The organism is Thalassolituus sp., assembly GCF_034111725.1.
In the GTDB taxonomy this organism is placed as follows: domain Bacteria; phylum Pseudomonadota; class Gammaproteobacteria; order Pseudomonadales; family Oceanobacteraceae; genus Thalassolituus.
The window spans coordinates 33,313-51,581 of record NZ_JAWUWR010000036.1 but is presented as its reverse complement, the minus strand read 5'-3'; the positions used below and the strand labels follow the sequence as shown (position 1 = coordinate 51,581).

Genomic DNA, 18,269 nt, shown 5'->3' with positions numbered 1-18,269 from the left:
AGAAAAAAGATCGTGTTGACGATGCATTGAATGCGACTCGCGCAGCGGTTGAAGAAGGCGTTGTTGCGGGTGGTGGTGTTGCTCTTGTGCGCGCCTTAACCCAAGTACAAGTGGTTGGCGATAACGAAGATCAAAATGTTGGTATTGCTTTGGCATTGCGTGCGATGGAAGCACCGATTCGTCAAATCGCCGCTAACGCTGGTGCTGAAGGTTCTGTTGTTGTTGATAAAGTGAAGGCAGGTTCAGGTGCTTTCGGCTTCAACGCAGCAACTGGCGAATACGGCGACATGATCGAGATGGGTATTCTTGATCCTGCGAAAGTAACTCGTACCTCTCTACAAGCAGCAGCATCTATTGCGGGCTTGATGATCACCACCGAAGCTATGGTTTCTGAAATTCCAAAAGACAGCGGTGCTGGTGATATGGGCGGCATGGGTGGTATGGGCGGAATGGGTGGTATGGGCGGCATGATGTAATGCTCCCTGCCTGAGTATGAAGAATGCTCAGGCAACCCTGTTAGCTAATACAGAAAGAACATGGCTGCTTAACCGCGCAGCGTGTAAAACCGGCCTCACAAGGGCCGGTTTTTTTATGGGCTTTATTTCAACTGCCATTCGATATATGGCACATAAATATTGTTTATCACGTGGTTATATTCAGGTGAAGCTGCGATGGCTGCTTGAGCTTCAGTGATCATTTGATCCGTTTTATTGCCTTGCCCGCCAAGTGGCAGAATGGCATGGACATCATAGGTACGATAAAGCTGCCTATGAATATTGGTTAGATGAAGTTGTTTGAGAACAACATCGGCCACTTCTCCAGAAAATATATAGCCATCAATGCGACCGCTATTTAATTTTTTAAGTGCACCATCGACAGAAAAAATACCTTCGACCGGAAAATTAAACAGATCGGTATGGGCTGCATCTGTCGCTATCTTGTAGGCCGATAAATTATCAATATCAATCGGTCTATCTTTGCGCGTATAAAGAACGAAATTAACTTGTGTGATAACAGATGTCGAATAATCAAAGCCCAACTCAGAGTTGCTTTTATTAGGGTTTTTGATCAAGGGGAAATGGAAGTCGGCTTGCTTGCTGATGATATTTAATATGGAGCGCTTAAACGGATAATATTCAACGTTAATGTCGTTACTTAATATTTCTCCCCATAAATATACCAGACCGAGAAACTCACTGGGTTTCTCCGTTGTATCAAGCATGATGTCTGGTAGACTTGCCTTAAAAGTGTCGGCATGTGCCGAATTTAATGACGAACAGAAAAAGCCAAAACTTAGAATGGTGAGCAATTTACCTAAAGACGGCATACAGACCTCAATTAATACAAACTACGTGAGTAGTTAAACAAGGCGCTCACTATTGACTTCCAGTTGCGATACGGCCTCTTCAGACGGTTCATCCAACAGCCATCTAGACTGCTATTTATAAGCTTGAAGATAGCCATCGCTAAGATCAAAAGCAAGTTCCGGCCCAGTTTCTGTACGTTTTTTACACAAACCTGTAAGAGATCTTTGTTTTATATGTATTAAAAAGGCCGCAGAAGCGGCCTTTTATAGCAAAACTGTAATTATGCCTTTAGCAAGGTTAGGGCTGTAGGAGGAATCTGATCTTGAATATAGGCCATGGCTAACATCTGTAAAAAGTAGCTGCGATCCACCTGTAATGGGTTCACTTCATTCAAGGTGATGCCGTTGTCTATGTATAGCTCTTGCAGCATGGTGACGTAATCGTTACCAGGCTCCACAACGAGAGCAGCAGCACCGACATCCGGTTTAACCTTATCGGCAAGCTCTGATGGCAAGTTAATGGCGAACACAACAGGCGTTTCATCTTTTTGAAAATAGATATTACGCGCGCGAGTTTTCTGTTCTGCCCAGTAATAGGCTAGTGCTTTACTTTGCGTAATAAACACAGGCTCTTTGCTTTCGAACTGACGACCGCCAATTGTTCCTAGTGTTTGTTGGGTGCGATCTAAAAATTCGCTATCGCCGCCACCGACTAATCCTTCGGCAATAATGGCATCAACCAGCCCAGATGTCGTGCCGTGATACCAGAGACCATCGCTAGCGATACCGTTAACGCTTAATTTGGCGCTGATGTCGGATAAATAGTCAGGTGTATGCTTTTCTGTCATGGGTAAATTTCCGCTATCTGTGGCCATTACTGAGATGGCATTTACAATGGACGATATTGTACCAGAAAGGTTTTAGCCTTTCCGCTGTAGGTGATGACTGAAAAGTGCGTAGGTAGCGAGATAGAGAATTGAGCAGAGCAAACCAATTGCCGTGCCTAACGCGACTCCAACCATCGAATAGGTATAGCCGATGGTCAGTACGTAAACTACCAAGGCGCCCATGCCGTCGGGGTAATGGCGAATTGTGCTAGCTAACATAGGCGCACCAAAGCTGATGTGCAAAATCAGCATGAGGGGAAAGAAGCTGATCGGAAAGGCAGCCAATAAGCCAGCCTGTGTAGGGCTGAGTAAGCTCGCTAAACCAGTAACTAGTAATACCGCCGCGGTTGCAATGGCTGCACGAAACAATAAGGTAAACCAAGGTTTTAGCCATAATCCCTGTCTTGGCTTAAAAATTGATGCCGTAGGGATTTGCTTAAACCAGAGGCGAAACAGAATAATTGCCGCAACCACCGCGGCTAAATTGATCAAACGCTCACTCGGAAGAAATTGCAGAATCCAAGCGCTGAAGATAAAAGCGCCTAAGCTTACAACCAGTATAAGGGGTAGATATTTAACACTTGGAAAGCGCGTCATAGTCCACCAGTACGCGCCAGCCAAGCATAACGATGATGTTAATCCACCTAAGCTATGAATCGACGCGACGGCAGCAAAATCAGCACCTTGCTCCATGCCAATAAAATACAGGGATATGGCACTGCCTAACGGAAACCCAGACATTAGCCCAGCCAGTTTAGGTCCGCTGCGGCTGGCGATCCAACTTAATAGTAATACCGTTGAAAACGTAACCAGTATTTTTGCGGTTAATAGCACTAGGCGTCCTCTTTGGATCGGTGAAAAAATGGCAGCGACGATGGTATATCAGAAGGCTGCTAGGGCAGTAATACCAATTTAGAAAAACGCTGAATTAATCAGAGGTTGCCTAGGTTATAGTTGTACTTTGTTCCTCACTCAGTATTTGTTGTTGTTATGTCGGTAAAAAAATTATTAGTTGTAGGATACGTTTGGCCGGAGCCAAACTCCTCTGCAGCGGGTAGTCGTATGCTGCAGCTTATTGCCTGCTTTCAAAGCGCAGGTTATCAAGTGATTTATGCTTCTGCGGCAGATATCAGTGCCCATGCTGTCGACTTGGCGTCGATTAGTGTTCGCCAAGAAAGCATCGTTTTAAATTGCAGCTCGTTCGATCAATGGGTGGCAGAACTGCAACCGGATGTCGTGCTTTATGATCGCTTTATGATGGAAGAGCAATTTGGTTGGCGTGTCAGTAAGGCATGCCCGCTCGCTCTTCAAGTGCTTGATATGGAAGATGTTCATTGTCTTCGTCATGCTCGCCATGAAGCCGTTAAACAGGGAGAGATCTTTAACGGTGTTGCACCTATGTCCGATATTGCGCTGCGCGAAGTCGCGGCCATATTACGTTGCGATATCACACTGGTTATTTCGGAATACGAGATGGATTGGCTACAGCATACCTTTGCTATACCTAGACAACTCTTGCACTACTCACCCTTTATGATCGAACACGCAGCGCCGGTGCTGCAGCCTAGCTTTGAGCAACGCCAGCACTTTATTGCTATTGGTAATTTTCGCCATGCGCCCAACTGGGACGCGGTATTGCAGTTAAAGCAATGTTGGCCCGCCATTCGCGCTCAGTTACCTCAAGTTGAGCTGCATATTTACGGAGCTTATCCACCCCCAAAAGCCACGCAATTACATAATGCAAAACAAGGCTTTATGGTGAAGGGGTGGTGTGATGATGCCTTTGACGTCATAAAGCATGCCCGAGTGATGCTAGCTCCCTTGCGTTTCGGAGCAGGTTTAAAAGGTAAATTATTGGACGCCGCTCAGTGTCAAACTCCCGCGATTACTAGTTCTATCGGTGCCGAAGGCATGTATGGTGACCTTGATGCCATGGCCAAAATTTGCGACAACGAGCCTGAGTTTATCGCTAATGCAGTCTGTTTGTATCAATCCAAGCCACAGTGGCAGTTGTTGAGTGAAGCGGGTGCCCAGCTCATACCCAAGCGCTTTTCGATGGACTATCATGGGCCTCTGCTGATAGGGCTAATAACTAAAGTGCAGCAACAATTAGAAATACACCGTCGTACCAACTTTTACGGCGCCATGCTACGGCATCACAGCATGAGGAGTACCCAATATATGGGCCAGTGGATTGAAGTAAAAAATCGACTCCAAGAACATTGCAAATAGAATGAAAACGTCGCAAAAAGCGTTGATTGGATTGTCCATTAGCGGACTTGTAACTCTGGCACCATTTTTGTTGATGGTTTTAGCCTACGCTATGGCGGATATCGCCGGTTGCGAGCTAGCAGCTATTGGTGTGTCACCGTGTCAGGTCGCCGGTGTTGAAGTTGGTCGACTGCTCTACAGTGTGTCTATTATGGGCTGGCTGTTTTTAGTGGTTTTGCCGATCGGCACCTTACTCATCCCTCTGTGTTTTTTATGGTGGTTGATTGCCAATCGTAAGGAACGCATCCCCGAACCTCGTGGCCGAAGTCACTTCTAGTCCCTTCAAGGCCTAAGGCTATTATTTGACAGGTGTAATTACGCCAGCTTAGAATCCCTACGGCTCGATAGGAATTAAGCGGAATATTAGACGAGAAATGTTTTATCTAATGTTCTAGCGTGTTTAAGACTGTCAAAACCTGCCACCGGAGCGGCGGATTTTCCATAAAACACCTGCCGTTATGATGTTGAACGCGCTATGGTAGCGCCCGAAAACAAGAAAAACAGGAATCAACCCAATGAAGCGATTAATCACTACCGCTGCATGCGCTATTGCTACTTGTGTAGCAGCTATGACGCACGCGGCTCCTTTAAGCGAAGCTGAACGAGCGGAGCTAAGTGCCCATGCCATGGATCAATCTCTACCCATTGAAGAGCGGGTTGCGACGATCAAAAAACTGTATCCAGACATGCGTAATACTGATGGCACACCGCCAACTCGCACCATTTGTGTATGGGATATTGTTGGTAAAACTGGCCCAATTTATAACGCAACAGTTGATCAGCAAGCGCGTATGTTGGGCTGGGGTGTTGATGTTAAGCTTGAGGCTTACACCAGTGAGAGCGTATTAGCGGAAGACTTAAAAGCAGGGCAGTGCGATGCCGCTTTATTTACCGGTTTACGTGCACGTTTATTTAATAAATTTACTGGCACTATCGACTCTATCGGTGCTGTGCCAAGTAGCGCGCATATGAAGTTGTTGATGCGTGTGATTACCGATCCTAAAAATGCCGATCGCATGTTGGATGGTCAATACGTTGTTATGGGTTACGCGCCGCTAGGGGCCGCCTATATTTTCGTCAACGACCGTGCCATTAGTACCTTAGCTAAAGCTGCTGGTAAGCGTGTTGCGGTGATGGATTACGATCTTGTACAAGCAGAAATGGTTCAGCAAATTGGTGCTAACCCAGTACCAACTAGCATGATTAGCGCTGGTGGTAAGTTCAACAACAACAACGTCGATGTATTGCCTGCACCACTTGTGGCTTACAACATCATGGAATTGTACAAAGGTATTGGTGATACCGGCGGTATCGTTAACTATCCTTTCTCGCAGCTCACGCTGCAGCTGGTTGGTCGGGCTGAGCGTTTTCCTAATGAGCTGGCGCAATTGGTACGTGAAGACTTCTTAAAACGTTATGACGATCTAGAGCAGATAGTTAATCAGCAGATTGGTGATATTCCAGAGAGCGTGTTCATTGAAATTTCAGATGACGATAAAGCGGAATACCAAGTTATGATGCAAGAAGCTCGCATTCAATTACGTGATCGTGGTTACTACGACCCGTATATGCTGACTTTGCAACGTAAAGTACGTTGTAAGTTCGAGCCTGCACACTTTGAATGCGCTAACCCGGTCGAATAAACCGCAGCATTCTCTTACAATAGACATTCGGCGGCCTGATGCACAGGTCGCGCTGAAACTACAGGTTTAACGGATGTCTGATTCCCCTCGGGAGCCTAGTGCTACCCGCAAGCAAGACCCACTCCACGGCGTGACCTTGGAGACTCTACTTGAACATCTCAGTGATACTTTGGGTTGGGATGTTATGGCGTCTCTTGTGCGTATCAATTGTTTCCACTCTGATCCTAGTGTGAAGTCCAGCCTAAAATTTTTACGCAAAACCCCTTGGGCAAGAACCCTAGTTGAGCAGATTTATATCGGCGCCCAGGCTGGCGAGGATGTAGAGCAAATTCGTCATCGTTTACGCCTACTCGCGAATGGCGGTGAGCCGGTACGGACAGTGAAGGCCGCGACCACGAATAGTGGGCCAGTGCCAAAAGAGCGTAGTAAAAAAGCACCAAAAGAGGGTAAAGCCAAAACAGCCAAAACGCCGTCAGCAAAACCCACGAACGAATCTGAGCAAACGGCTGAGCAGGGTAGTATGGCTGCTAATATTACGCGCCAACCGGTTGCAACTCCGGAGAGCGCAACCCAATCCACGCCTGTGCAGCAGCCAAGCACTATTGATCCTTGGGCAAAACATCGCTAGATAATTTGTACAAACATTTCGAACCAAGGAGACGCTGTGATTCACCGGTTACCAATATGGATTATTCTGGGCAGCGTTTTACTAGCGTTAAACGCCGGTTTTATTAATAGCGTCGCTTTACTCAGTTTTGCTAACAATGCGGTGTCGCATGTTACCGGTACGGCCACTATTGCAGCTGATGCCTTAGTGAGAGGTCATTGGCAAACCTTGGCGAATACAGGCTTGATTGTTGTCTGCTTTTTGTTGGGTGCGATTGTCAGTGGTGCTATCGTCGGTAACGAAGCTCTACGAATGGGTCGTCGTTATGGGATTGCTCTATTGTTAGAGTCAATTCTTTTAGCGCTCGCTTGGTACGGCTTTCGTCAGGGAGCATTTTATGCCGAGCTCTGCGCATCAGCTGCGTGTGGATTACAGAATGCTATGGTTGCCACTTACAGTGGGTCGGTTATTCGCACAACGCATTTAACTGGGATAGTGTCGGATATTGGCTCTACCTTAGGTAATTTTTTTGCCGGTCGCGGCTTATTGAAAACTCAATTGAAATTACAGGGTTCAGTATTGTTTGCGTTCTTGGGTGGCGCAGCCATGGGCTCAGTGGTCTTTCAGTATTGGTCTTACCATGCTGTTTTATTATCGTCATTATGGGTTCTAATCGTGGCAATTATTTACGTTATATATAGCCAAAATAGCCGTAATGTAGACAATTAGTTTTATCCCATAGTCGTGATTGCACGGCGGAACCTCATCAGGGATAGCATGAAGAATATACTGCCTATGATGGTCAAAATAATCAGCCTCGGCCATACATCTCTTAGTTCAGCTCCTCGGTAGAGAATATCTTGTGCCAGTCTCACATAGTATGTCGATGGGGAGAGCTGCATGATTGCAAACAAGCTATCTGGCATACTGTCCTGTGGTGTTGTGCCACCAGATAGTAAGTACATGACGATAACAATAGGAATAATGAGCAATCCAAACTGAGCCATTGTCCGTGTGATTGTACCCAGCAAAATCCCTAGTGATGTGACCGAGAATAAATACAAGACGGTTGCTAACCCGAATACCATTATCGAGCCATGAATCGGTACGCCTAATCCTAAATGTACGACACATTCTAATGACATTAAAGTGGCGATAAGGATAACCAGTCCGTTGGCCCATATTTTCGCTAGCATGATTTCTGAGGGAGTTACCGGCATACATAGCAGGTGTTCTATTGTTCCGTGTTCGCGTTCACGGATAAGCGCTGCGCCAGCCAAAATGATGCCTAATATGGTCACGTTATTTACTACTTGCAAGACTGCATTCAACCAGATCGAACTTGAGTTTGGGTTGAATAGTTTGCGAATAGACATAGTTACCGGTAGAAAATCACTAACATGGCGATTAGGTTCAATATAATTAATGGTTTCTGCTAGGATAATTTGCTCAATATAAACTGCTCCATTACCGGCCATTGTCATGGCTGAAGCATCGGCATTCAATTGTAAATCGGGCTTCTTTCCCTGCAGTACATCGCGCTCAAAATTAGGTGGAAATACCAATATGAAAACAAACTCTCCGCTATTGAGGGCATTGTTCATATCTCGCGCATGAATTTCGACAGGCGGTAAAAATATAGGAGGAAGTAGGGCACTGACTATTTGCCGCGATAGCGGAGATCGATCTTCATCAACAACAGCGATGGATGCTTTTTTCACCTCAAGGTTAACGCCAGTTGCTACCGAATATACGGCGATCGTAAAGATAAAAACGATCAAAATCATAAGAGCAGGGTCACTCTTTAAGCTGAATAACTCTTTAATACCTAAGTTTAGAATGTTATTTACTTTCATGCTCAGCGTTCCTGCTTACTTAAGCCAAGCCATGCTAAGGCAATAAATACTATAACGAAGACTGCCAATACAAGGTGATTAACCCAAAGCTGTTCAAAGCTGAGTCCCTTAGTAAAGCTCCCAATACTGATTTGTTGAAACCAAGCCGATGGAAACAATAACCCAATCCATTTACCACTGCCGGTCAAGGAAGAGGCTGGTGTGAGCAGTCCTGAGAAGTTAACAGCGGGCAGAATCGTTAACACGGCAGAGGCAAATAGAGCGGCAACCTGAGTTTTAGTTACTATCGATATGATCAAACCAAAACCTGTGGTCGCAGTCACATAAAGTAGTGCGCCAAAACTAAGTGCTAGGAGTGAGCCCTTGACCGCTACTGAAAACACAAAGAAAGCGATAAGTAATAAAGATAAGTAACTAATAAAAGCGATGACAATATAGGGTGCCTGCTTGCCTAATAAAAACTCTAAACGGCTAATCGGCGTTGAATAGAAGTTAGCAATTGAGCCAGATACTTTTTCACGTACTATGCCCATAGCCGTCATCATGGTTGGTATAAGAGCCAGCATCAACATTACAACGCCAGGTACAATGGCGAATACACTTTCAAATGCTTGATTGAAGTGAAAACGTGTTGTGAGGCTAGTGGGTAGTTGCAATCCACTATTTGGTTGTGAGCTCGACTTGGCCAATTCTTTAAGCTCGTGAAGTAGTAATCCATTCATATAACCACTCGTGGTTTCGGCTATAAAGGGCATCGCACCATCTATCTGAACCGCTATGTTGGGTTGTTTGGCGAGCTGTAAATCACGGCCAAAATTTGGAGGAATCTCGACAAGTAGAGTCATATTGCCTTGCCGTAATGCGCGTAGTCCAATCTCATTATTTGCCGGTATAGGCATTTCGATAAAATAGCCCGAACCCGATAATCCCTGCAGTATTTCTCGACTTTCGTGTGATTGATCGAGATCGATGACCGCATATTTCAAATTGTTAATATCAAAGGAAATACCAAAGCCAAATGCCAGCAATAATATAATCGGACCTAGCAGCGCGAATATTAAACGGATTGGATCACGTTGTATCTCAAGTGTTTCACGCCATGCATAAGCCCACCAACGACGGAAGCTCGCTACTGTTTTACTAGTATGTTTATGATTTTTAGTCCGATCAATAGCTGTATTGCTTGCAAGGTCCTCCTCACTGGCTGCAGTTACACCTGATGCTTCGCGAAGGTAGTCTACAAAAGCATCCTCTAAATAATTGGTGTCTTTTGCTTCAGCCAGTTCTGTGGGCGTACCAATGGCCAATACTTGCCCAGCGTGCATCAGCGAAATTCGATCGCAGCGTTCGGCCTCATTCATGAAATGCGTTGATATAAAAATGGTGACGCCGTCGTGTCGAGATAGCTGAATAAGATGCTGCCAGAATTGATCGCGAGCAACAGGATCAACGCCTGAAGTTGGTTCATCTAGAATAAGTATGGCCGGTTTATGCAGCACAGCGACAGCGAGTTGCAAGCGTTGACGAACACCAAGAGGTAGGTTCTCGGGCAAGCTATTCTTTACATCAGATAAACCAAAATCTTGTAGTACTGTATTAATTCGTAGCGTTGACTCGCTACCAAGCTCGTAGAGTTTTGCGTGAAGCTCTAAGTTCTGGAGTACGCTAATTTCGGAATACAAGGAGAAGCCTTGAGACATGTACCCTACTTTTTTCCGGGTTGCCATATCGTTAACATCCGGCAATTGACCGAAGAGTTTTGCTTGACCTGAGGTAAAGGGTAATAAGCCGGTTAGCATTTTCATCGTAGTTGACTTACCACAACCATTCGAACCTAAAAAGCCAAAAATTTCACCGCGTTTGATGTTAAATGATACGTCATTGACGGCGACAAAATCCCCAAATTTACAGGTTAAATGGTTCGCTTCAATCGCTGGGGTACTATCATTGAAAACCATGGGAGGAATAATAATCTCAATATGGTTTTGATGTTTTTCTGCGGATGATAAAGCAATAAATGCCTGTTCTAAGTTACTGGTATTGGTTGTTTTGAGAAGCTCATCTGGGCTTCCGGTGGCTATAATTTGGCCATCGTCTAATACTGCTAGCCAATCAAATTGTTGTGCCTCATCCATATACGCTGTGGCTACTAATACACTCATTTCGGGCCGTTGATTGCGAATACGCTTGATCAGTTGCCAAAACTGTTGGCGCGATAGAGGATCCACGCCAGTGGTTGGTTCGTCTAAAATAAGCAGATCGGGATCATGGATCAGAGCGCAACATAAACCGAGTTTTTGCTTCATTCCTCCAGAGAGCTTGCCCGCTGCACGGTCTAAAAAGGGCGCTAAACCGGTTGCTTTAGTCAGGCTGTGAATGCGTTGAGCGCGTTCTTTTTTTTCTTGGCCGAAAAGGCGACCAAAAAAATCCAGATTTTCGGCAATACTGAGTGTGGGGTATAAGTTACTCCCTAAGCCTTGCGGCATATAGGCAATAGTAGGTTGGGCATATTGCCGGTGTTTTGCAACATTCATGTCGCCATCCAGCACTATAAGCTCGCCTTGCTGTAGCTTTCTTACCCCAGCAATCAAACTAAGAAACGTAGATTTACCAACCCCGTCGGGACCAATAAAGCCGGCCATAACGCCTTTAGGAATATTAACTGTTAATGGCTTAAGAGCCTCAGTTGCAGCATAGCGGTGAGCGACATTTTTAGCACAAACAATCGATTCTTTGGGCGGTAGTGCTAATGTCTTCATGGTAAATTAATCGTTAAATTTTGTGGCCACTCTTGTGCGATATTTGTGCGTACAAACGCTTGTCCGCGCACGCCAGTTTTTACTTTATCCTCGTTCTTTTTTAATAAGTCTGGATCTATGGATAGCTTAATTCGGAACATTAAGCTATCGCGCTCATCCGCAGTTTCAACTGATTTAGGTGTGAATTGAGCGCCATCAGCGATAAAAGAAATTCGGGTGGGAATAACATACTGAGGTATGGCATCGAGGATTAATCTTGCTTCATCATTGATGCTGAGTTTACCAATATCCTTCGCTGGCAAAAATACCGTCATATAGACATCACTCACATCGAGGAGGGTAATAACCCGTCCGCCAGCCGATATTACCTCGCCAGGTTGAACCAGTTTGTACTGCACACGCCCCGCCATGGGAGCCTTAATTTGTGTATCTTCAAGAATGCTGTTCAGTTGTTGTAAATTTGCTCTAGCGGCATCAATACTCGCGAGACTGCGTTGTTCTGTTGCATTAGCTAAACGTAGCGCTGCTTTGGCGGAGTCGTACTGATTTTGTGCTTGTTCGAACTTATCTTGTGCGATGACGTGTTTTTCATACATGGTTTTTGCGCGAGCTAATTCAGACGTTGCCAGTGTGAGTTGGATTTGGCGCAATGCTATTCCGGCATTGGCTTCCTCGGCTGCTAGTTCCGCTTGATTAACCATGGCTTCAGCTTCTAGCTTTTGGGCAAGCAATTGTTGGTTATCCATAACAACCAGTAAATCGCCTGCTTGCACCATTTGTCCTTCTTGTACGAGCACATTCTTGATACGCCCTGCGGTTTTACTAGCAATTTCGACTTGATTCGCTTCTAGTCGACCATTGGTAGAAATTATATCGCTAGGCAGACCATCTGGTGTGAGTTGCCACCAAACAAGAGTGGCGATAGATACAGTGGCTATTAGTAGAAGAAGGCGAACGATAATTTTCATCGGTAAGATGTCTCAATTAAATGCGAATCAGGATCGAACGTACAGCTTAGTGCTAGCGTGCCGGACTTACATTGATATCAGACAAGTTTAAGTAATGATAGGAAGTTGGCCTTAGCTAGATGCATTTAAATGGTGACGGTGAAGTTTTCAACCTATTGAATATTGGGTATTTTTTTTACTTCAGGAGATTGGGATGATTGTCTCTAAATAGGCAACATACTGTCATAAGACTGAAACTAGTAAACTTAACAATCGAAAACAGCGATGCGCTTTCTATGATTTAGCGGCGAACATTGCTCCCCAAAGCCGAGTGGATAAGCCATGCAAAATAATGCTCATGAATATCGTGAGTACGGTAGTGGCAAAAAGCTGGGGGTAATGATCTATTTTATCGGCGAAACCTAGTTCGTCGACAGCTAACAATAGATACAAAATACTGGCGATACCGCGAGGTCCAAACCAAGCTAAAAAGCCTTGTTGTTTGAAGGTTAGGCCTGAGCCTAAAAGGCTAATAAATACCGGAATCATACGAATAACCGTGAGGCTTAATAATGCATAAAGTACAGTATTGCCATCAATTAAGGGTAGGGCCTCGGGGATATAGATGAGACCAAATAAAAAGAACATCAGTAGGCTGAGTAGTTGGCCTTCTGCAGCGCCAAACTCCTTTAAGCGTTGAATAACAATCGTGCGGTGCGATTGTAGAAATAACCCTGCCATAAACGCAGAAATAAAGCCGTTGCCACCGATAGCTTCGCTCAAGGTATAAGCTAACACCGCTAGAGAAACAGACGATAGCCGTTGGTACACCGGTGACATTAAACTGCTTTCAGATGCAGTTTGTACTAAGTAACCACCCAAACGACCCACGGCAATACCAACTATTGTTCCCAGTAACACTTGTAGCAAAAAGAACCCTAGCCACCGCCAGTGATCGAATTCGACCATAGACCCTGCGGATATTAGCGCTAATACGAGTAATAAAATGGGCAGCGCCAAGCCATCGTTTAAGCCACTTTCAACACTCACAGAGTGGCGTAAAGACTCATCGATTTTTTCTTGATTGAAAATAGATTGTGCGAGAGCGGCATCGGTGGGTGTAAGAATGACGGCGAGTAATGCTGCGGAAAGCCAGTTGATACCGAGTAATGTATGAGCAATCCAAGTGCCAGCAATGATGGTTAATGGTAGGCCGATCGCTAATAAACGAATCGGTAAAATCTCGAACTTCACTAAGTGTTTGCGTTCAATCTGGCTTGCGTCCGTAAAAAGAATCAAGATCAGGGTGAATTCGGCAATGGTTTTTAGGCCTTGAGCGCTAACGTCATGCTCAGATAAATTGAGTAATAAAGGACTGATTACAACGCCTAAACCAGTGAACAGCATGGGCGCAGTGAGAGCCACTTGCTCTATGCGGCGCGATACCAGACCAAACACAAAAACTGCAACAGCAATAATGAGTGCGAGAGGTTCTTCTAGCATTTGGGTTTACTCGTCTTGCCACACGACACGCAGCGGTTCACCAAAGTCGTCGTAGATCACTTTTTGTTTAGGAACTTTGCGAGGAGGAGCCTTGCGTGCAGGGCGACTGCGCTTGGCTTCTTTGCGTTGATCTATGGCTTTGAGCACATCATCGACAGGCGTGCGTTCTTGGCGTTTATCAAAGCTCATTGAGCGTTCGTGGTAGCGGCCATCGACTAAGCCAGATTCGCCACGGGCGACTTCGCGCACAGCGCCACCCTGTTGTAGAAACTGTTCAATTTCCTCGTTCAATTGATTGCGGACTTCTCGTTTGGTCGTCTTCTTTTTCATAGAGCATCCGGTAAAGAGGTGTACGCACGACCTAGCAAAGGCCGTATAAAATGATCGCCAGTCGAACAGTATACGCTTTGGACCGCAATTCTTCTTGCCTGTTACAAGGGTATTTTCTAAACAACGGACTTTTTAGCGCTTCTGGTCTGCATTTTCGCGGCTAAATAATCAGATGTCATAATGCCCAAATGCCCTTGTTTGCTGGACTCTACCGGCTGTTTGCAGTACAGTCCCGCGCCTTCCTCGTGCCAATTTGGTTTTTTCTCCTCTCTGGCATACCCATCTGCGCTAGTCGCACCAGAGAATATTATGTCTGAAATCCAATTTGCCGATTTAGGTTTATCTGAATCGCTGCTTAAAGCCGTTGCCGAACAAGGCTACACCATCCCATCCCCGGTCCAAGCTCAAGCCATACCTGCCGTATTGCAGGGCCGTGACGTTATGGCCGCAGCACAAACAGGTACCGGTAAAACCGCTGGTTTTACACTGCCGATATTACAACGCCTAGATAATGGCAAACGGGTATCGGGTAACCGCATACGTGCCTTAATTCTGACGCCAACGCGCGAATTAGCGGCTCAAATCGACGAAAATATTAAAGCTTACGGTAAATACTTACCGCTACGTTCGACCGTCGTCTTTGGTGGCGTTAAGATCAATCCGCAGATGATTGCTCTGCGTCGCGGCGTTGATATTTTGGTTGCCTGCCCGGGCCGTTTGCTTGATTTGTATCAGCAAAATGCCGTTCGTTTCGACGAAGTTGAGTTCATGGTATTAGATGAAGCTGATCGCATGCTCGACATGGGCTTTATCAACGACATCAAGAAAATTCTCGCCAAAGTTCCCGCTAACCGCCAGAACTTAATGTTCTCCGCAACGTTTTCCGCCGAGATTCGCGCTCTAGCAAAAGGCTTAGTGAATAATCCCGTGGAGATTGATGTCAGCCCGCGCAATAGCACTGCACACAATGTTGAACAGTGGTTGGTGCCGGTTGATAAAGGCAGTAAATCGAAAGCCTTGATTGAATTGGTTAGTGCAGGCGATTGGCATCAAGTGTTGGTGTTTACTCGTACTAAGCATGGCGCGAATCGGTTAACTAAACAGCTCGAAGATGCTGGCATTACAGCCGCAGCGATCCACGGCAATAAAAGCCAAGGTGCTCGTACCCGCGCACTGGCAGATTTTAAGAGTAACGAAATTCGCGTGTTAGTGGCGACGGATATTGCCGCACGTGGTTTGGATATCGACCAACTACCGCATGTAGTGAACTATGAACTGCCGAACGTTTCTGCAGATTACGTGCACCGCATAGGTCGTACTGGCCGCGCGGGTGCCAGTGGTGAAGCATTATCGTTGGTGTGTGCAGAAGAATTAGAAGATTTAGAAGGCATTGAAGGTTTAATTGGCCGCTCAATTGAACGTCGTGAACTGGCCGGTTTTGCACCGCAAGTGCCGTTACCTTTGTCGCGCCCTAAAGCACCACGCAAGCCTAAGAAGCCGAAGCAATCGTCTGGGTCGTCATCGGCGCAGGGTGAGCGTAGTAATAGCGCGCCGCGTAATAACTCTGCTCCACGTAATAACAACGCGCCGAAAAAACCAGCGAATGGCAAACCTGCCAATCGTTCTGGCCAGTCGGCGAGCAAAGATGGTGCAGCACCGGCACGCCCTCGTCGCTCACAGCGCGGACCGCGCCCTAGCTCTGCCAGCTAACTTTTAGATCACTGGCTCCTTCCTCTGAGGGGCCAGTCGACACTCCCTTTCGCTGATATTTCTGCGTTACACTCTCTAATATTTCTAGATCTGTATTTACCGTTTGGTATTTAGCTATGGGATGTTATGAAGTCTATCAATTTCTTTAAAAAGCGCTCAAGCACTACCAATATCGACGCTGGTATTTTTAGTGATCAAAAAATCACAGATACGTTCATGTTGTGGTTTGGTGTTATTTTTGCGCTGTTACCGACCCCCGCGATACTGGCCATTCCTAGCGAATTAGAGAAGGGTAATTTACTCATCTTAACCGTATTAGTATTTCCTTTATTTGGTGGTTTTTTTATTCGTAAGGGGTTTATCGGTCGTAGTACCTATAAACTCATCGGACCAACCCCGATGTTTCTCGATCCAAGTCCAGGGTGTGTCGGTGGGCAAGTCGGCGCTAAGTTTGCTTTAGCGCATGGGCGTTGGCTTGAACCTCCTAAAATTCGTTTGTCGTGTGTTCATATATATCGAACGGGGAGTGGTAAAAATAGTACAACTCATCATGACGTCGTTTGGCAGGAGTATGTTCGCGGTTGGAATAATCCAACAGAGGGCACTGGGGATATGCGTTTTGTGTTTGATGTTCCTAGCCACTTGCCCGTCAGTGGCAAAGGATACAAAAAACGCGGTCGAGTTGATTGGCAGGTGCATTGTGCCGGACAAGTTTTAACTAAGCGCCACAGCAATTCTGGAAATGCTTTACAGGTCGATGCAAAGAATAAGCAAGAACACGCCGTTAAGTTTGAACGCACTTGGACGATACCCGTGAGTAATGGCACAGCGTTAACAAGTCTTGATATTGCAGCAGAACATTTAGCATCGTCGCGGTTAATGAAACTAAGAGAGGCCGAAGCAACTGCCATCGAAAATATTCAAATTAGTCACCTTGCTGGGGATCTAACGTTGGAAAGTCGTTGGGGGCGGCATTTTATTAATGGCTTAGTATTTTTCGTATGCGGTGTGGTATTCGCCATTGCGGGTGGCTTTTTGTTTCGTGAGGCTTTGGCAGGCGAAGCAATGCTCTGGTTAATGGCGCCTATTTTCTTCTTTATCGGTTTGGCGAGTTTAATCTATTCAATATTTTATATTGGACGTGGTTTAGACGTTGCGATTGGTGTTAGTCGTGTTCGTATGATCAGAACCTTTTTCGGCCAAGCCTTATATCGGCGCGAGGGAGTGCTTACCTCGCCTAGTCAAATAACGTTAAAACTAGGGGTGACATCGACAACAAATACCGGTGTGAAGACAGAATATTATGCACTGGTGGTAACGGATGGTACTAAAACGATTAAAATTGCCGAGGCAATTCCTGGGCGAGATGCGGCAGAAGCATTACGACACATTGTGATAGAACATATACAAGCACCGTTAGAGCACGAGTTGCGCTAACTCGAAAGAAAATAGGACTTAGTATTTAAGTCCTATATTGATGGTCGCAGGGTTTAGAAAAATTCGCGTTTCGAATTCTCGTAGGTCTGTTTTAAAACAGCTTCTACGCTAATGCCTTTTACTTCTGCAATTTTCTCAGCAATAAATGGCAAATACTTAGGTGCGTTTTCGACACCACGATAGGGCATAGGGGTTAAGTAGGGTGAGTCTGTTTCGAGCAGGAGTTGCTCCAGTGGCGTTGCGGCAACCACCTCACGTACGTTGTCGGCTTTGTTAAAGGTCACGATACCGTTAATACCTAAGCAAAAACCTAACTCTACCGCGACTTTTGCCAGCTCCATGCCAGAGGTGAAGCTATGCACGACACCTTTGCGTTTCATTTGTGGTGCGTATTCTCGCAACATCGCCATGGTATCGTCGTCAGCTTCGCGGGTGTGAATCACCACGGGCATTTCGAACTCTACCGCAAGCGCAAGTTGGCGTTTAAATACGGCTTTTTGCACGTCGCGGTCACAATGGTCGTAGTAATAATCGAGGCCAATTTCACCGACAGCAACCACCTTGTCGTCGCGTAAATTGGCGCGCATAAATACTTCGGTATCGTCGTTAAATTCTGCCGCATCGTGCGGATGCACACCTAAGGTGGCACTGACATCGTTATTAGCATTGGCTAGCGCCATGGCGGTTGGCATATTGCTGGGCGTAACGCTAATCGTCATAAAGTGTTCTACCCCAATTGCCCGAGCTGCATTCAATATTTCGTCTGGACTACCGTCTTTGAGGTAGTCGAGGTGAAAGTGAGTCTCGATGATGGGCAGTTGGTATTGAGGGATGTCGCGGCGTTTTTTACTCATAACGTCTGTTTGCTGGATAAAATTGGCCATCAGTATAACGTTTGACACTCAGGTACGGCCAGCAAACGTAAACAATGCTCAAAATTGTCATATTGCGACGTTTTCTCGTAAAGCAGGTTTGAATTCAGCTGCTACACTTCATTCGAATTTGGCGCAGTC

The 18,269-nt window shown here is 45.8% G+C and carries 17 protein-coding genes; 8 read left to right on the top strand and 9 right to left on the bottom strand.

The features are described 5' to 3' along the window. The coding region (locus tag UXZ23_RS05320; RefSeq protein ID WP_320819591.1) for a TCP-1/cpn60 chaperonin family protein at positions 1-476 on the top strand (476 nt) is incomplete at its 5' end. Positions 477-598: 122 nt separating this feature from the next. Here the strand turns inward: UXZ23_RS05320 and UXZ23_RS05315 are convergent. From UXZ23_RS05315 to UXZ23_RS05305, 3 genes are all read right to left on the bottom strand, one after another. Continuing rightward, positions 599-1,327, bottom strand: coding sequence for a hypothetical protein (locus UXZ23_RS05315; protein ID WP_320819590.1), 729 nt, complete (start codon positions 1,325-1,327; stop codon positions 599-601). Between the two features lie 260 nt (positions 1,328-1,587). Beyond that, positions 1,588-2,154: a hypothetical protein gene (locus UXZ23_RS05310; protein ID WP_320819589.1), complete on the bottom strand. Its 567-nt coding sequence runs from the start codon at positions 2,152-2,154 to the stop codon at positions 1,588-1,590. A gap of 72 nt (positions 2,155-2,226) precedes the next feature. Then, positions 2,227-3,027, bottom strand: a complete 801-nt coding sequence (locus tag UXZ23_RS05305) for a hypothetical protein (protein ID WP_320819588.1) — start codon at positions 3,025-3,027, stop codon at positions 2,227-2,229. A 228-nt stretch (positions 3,028-3,255) separates the two neighbouring features. On the opposite strand from UXZ23_RS05305, the gene UXZ23_RS05300 reads away from it, so the two are divergent. From UXZ23_RS05300 to UXZ23_RS05280, 5 genes are all read left to right on the top strand, one after another. Beyond that, complete coding sequence (locus tag UXZ23_RS05300; protein ID WP_320819587.1) at positions 3,256-4,425, top strand: glycosyltransferase; 1,170 nt, start codon at positions 3,256-3,258, stop codon at positions 4,423-4,425. A 1-nt stretch (position 4,426) separates the two neighbouring features. Beyond that, positions 4,427-4,741, top strand: a complete 315-nt coding sequence (locus tag UXZ23_RS05295) for a hypothetical protein (protein WP_320819586.1) — start codon at positions 4,427-4,429, stop codon at positions 4,739-4,741. Between the two features lie 238 nt (positions 4,742-4,979). Further along, entirely contained in the window at positions 4,980-6,107 is a 1,128-nt protein-coding gene (locus UXZ23_RS05290) for a putative solute-binding protein (protein WP_320819585.1), read from the top strand. A 73-nt stretch (positions 6,108-6,180) separates the two neighbouring features. After that, positions 6,181-6,735, top strand: coding sequence for a VF530 family DNA-binding protein (locus UXZ23_RS15620; RefSeq protein ID WP_414491459.1), 555 nt, complete (start codon positions 6,181-6,183; stop codon positions 6,733-6,735). Positions 6,736-6,771: 36 nt separating this feature from the next. Continuing rightward, positions 6,772-7,443, top strand: a complete 672-nt coding sequence (locus UXZ23_RS05280; protein ID WP_320819584.1) for a YoaK family protein — start codon at positions 6,772-6,774, stop codon at positions 7,441-7,443. 2 nt (positions 7,444-7,445) lie between these two features. Here the strand turns inward: UXZ23_RS05280 and UXZ23_RS05275 are convergent, their stop codons facing one another. From UXZ23_RS05275 to UXZ23_RS05255, 5 genes are all read right to left on the bottom strand, one after another. Further along, positions 7,446-8,570 carry an ABC transporter permease gene (locus tag UXZ23_RS05275; RefSeq protein WP_276667649.1) on the bottom strand — a complete coding sequence of 375 codons (1,125 nt, stop codon included), beginning with the start codon at positions 8,568-8,570 and terminating at the stop codon, positions 7,446-7,448. Positions 8,571-8,572: 2 nt separating this feature from the next. Next, the gene (gene rbbA, locus UXZ23_RS05270) at positions 8,573-11,329 is read right to left on the bottom strand and encodes a ribosome-associated ATPase/putative transporter RbbA (protein WP_320819583.1); all 2,757 of its coding nucleotides are present in this window, start codon (positions 11,327-11,329) and stop codon (positions 8,573-8,575) included. Next, positions 11,326-12,297 carry an HlyD family secretion protein gene (locus tag UXZ23_RS05265; protein WP_276667645.1) on the bottom strand — a complete coding sequence of 324 codons (972 nt, stop codon included), beginning with the start codon at positions 12,295-12,297 and terminating at the stop codon, positions 11,326-11,328. Before UXZ23_RS05265 ends, rbbA begins: the two co-directional genes overlap by 4 nt. A 273-nt stretch (positions 12,298-12,570) precedes the next feature. Continuing rightward, positions 12,571-13,779: a cation:proton antiporter gene (locus UXZ23_RS05260; RefSeq protein ID WP_320819582.1), complete on the bottom strand. Its 1,209-nt coding sequence runs from the start codon at positions 13,777-13,779 to the stop codon at positions 12,571-12,573. Between the two features lie 6 nt (positions 13,780-13,785). Continuing rightward, the gene (locus tag UXZ23_RS05255; RefSeq protein ID WP_015485910.1) at positions 13,786-14,109 is read right to left on the bottom strand and encodes a hypothetical protein; all 324 of its coding nucleotides are present in this window, start codon (positions 14,107-14,109) and stop codon (positions 13,786-13,788) included. A gap of 318 nt (positions 14,110-14,427) precedes the next feature. Between UXZ23_RS05255 and UXZ23_RS05250 the strand changes: the two genes are divergently transcribed. Together UXZ23_RS05250 and UXZ23_RS05245 are read left to right on the top strand one after the other, a co-directional pair. Continuing rightward, entirely contained in the window at positions 14,428-15,819 is a 1,392-nt protein-coding gene (locus UXZ23_RS05250) for a DEAD/DEAH box helicase (protein WP_320819592.1), read from the top strand. Positions 15,820-15,945: 126 nt separating this feature from the next. Next, complete coding sequence (locus tag UXZ23_RS05245; RefSeq protein WP_320819581.1) at positions 15,946-17,256, top strand: hypothetical protein; 1,311 nt, start codon at positions 15,946-15,948, stop codon at positions 17,254-17,256. 53 nt (positions 17,257-17,309) lie between these two features. Here the strand turns inward: UXZ23_RS05245 and UXZ23_RS05240 are convergent, their stop codons facing one another. Further along, positions 17,310-18,140, bottom strand: coding sequence for a TatD family hydrolase (locus UXZ23_RS05240; protein WP_320819580.1), 831 nt, complete (start codon positions 18,138-18,140; stop codon positions 17,310-17,312). Positions 18,141-18,269: the final 129 nt, after the last annotated feature.

Coding starts and splice junctions, on each gene's coding strand:
- UXZ23_RS05255 (WP_015485910.1), bottom strand. CDS start 14,109: ATGAAAAAGAAGACGACCAAACGAGAAGTCCGCAATCAATTGAACGAG.
- UXZ23_RS05265 (WP_276667645.1), bottom strand. CDS start 12,297: ATGAAAATTATCGTTCGCCTTCTTCTACTAATAGCCACTGTATCTATC.
- UXZ23_RS05290 (WP_320819585.1), top strand. CDS start 4,980: ATGAAGCGATTAATCACTACCGCTGCATGCGCTATTGCTACTTGTGTA.
- UXZ23_RS05275 (WP_276667649.1), bottom strand. CDS start 8,570: ATGAAAGTAAATAACATTCTAAACTTAGGTATTAAAGAGTTATTCAGC.
- UXZ23_RS05310 (WP_320819589.1), bottom strand. CDS start 2,154: ATGACAGAAAAGCATACACCTGACTATTTATCCGACATCAGCGCCAAA.
- UXZ23_RS05245 (WP_320819581.1), top strand. CDS start 15,946: ATGAAGTCTATCAATTTCTTTAAAAAGCGCTCAAGCACTACCAATATC.
- UXZ23_RS05240 (WP_320819580.1), bottom strand. CDS start 18,140: ATGGCCAATTTTATCCAGCAAACAGACGTTATGAGTAAAAAACGCCGC.
- UXZ23_RS15620 (WP_414491459.1), top strand. CDS start 6,181: ATGTCTGATTCCCCTCGGGAGCCTAGTGCTACCCGCAAGCAAGACCCA.
- rbbA (WP_320819583.1), bottom strand. CDS start 11,329: ATGAAGACATTAGCACTACCGCCCAAAGAATCGATTGTTTGTGCTAAA.
- UXZ23_RS05300 (WP_320819587.1), top strand. CDS start 3,256: ATGCTGCAGCTTATTGCCTGCTTTCAAAGCGCAGGTTATCAAGTGATT.
- UXZ23_RS05295 (WP_320819586.1), top strand. CDS start 4,427: ATGAAAACGTCGCAAAAAGCGTTGATTGGATTGTCCATTAGCGGACTT.
- UXZ23_RS05260 (WP_320819582.1), bottom strand. CDS start 13,779: ATGCTAGAAGAACCTCTCGCACTCATTATTGCTGTTGCAGTTTTTGTG.
- UXZ23_RS05315 (WP_320819590.1), bottom strand. CDS start 1,327: ATGCCGTCTTTAGGTAAATTGCTCACCATTCTAAGTTTTGGCTTTTTC.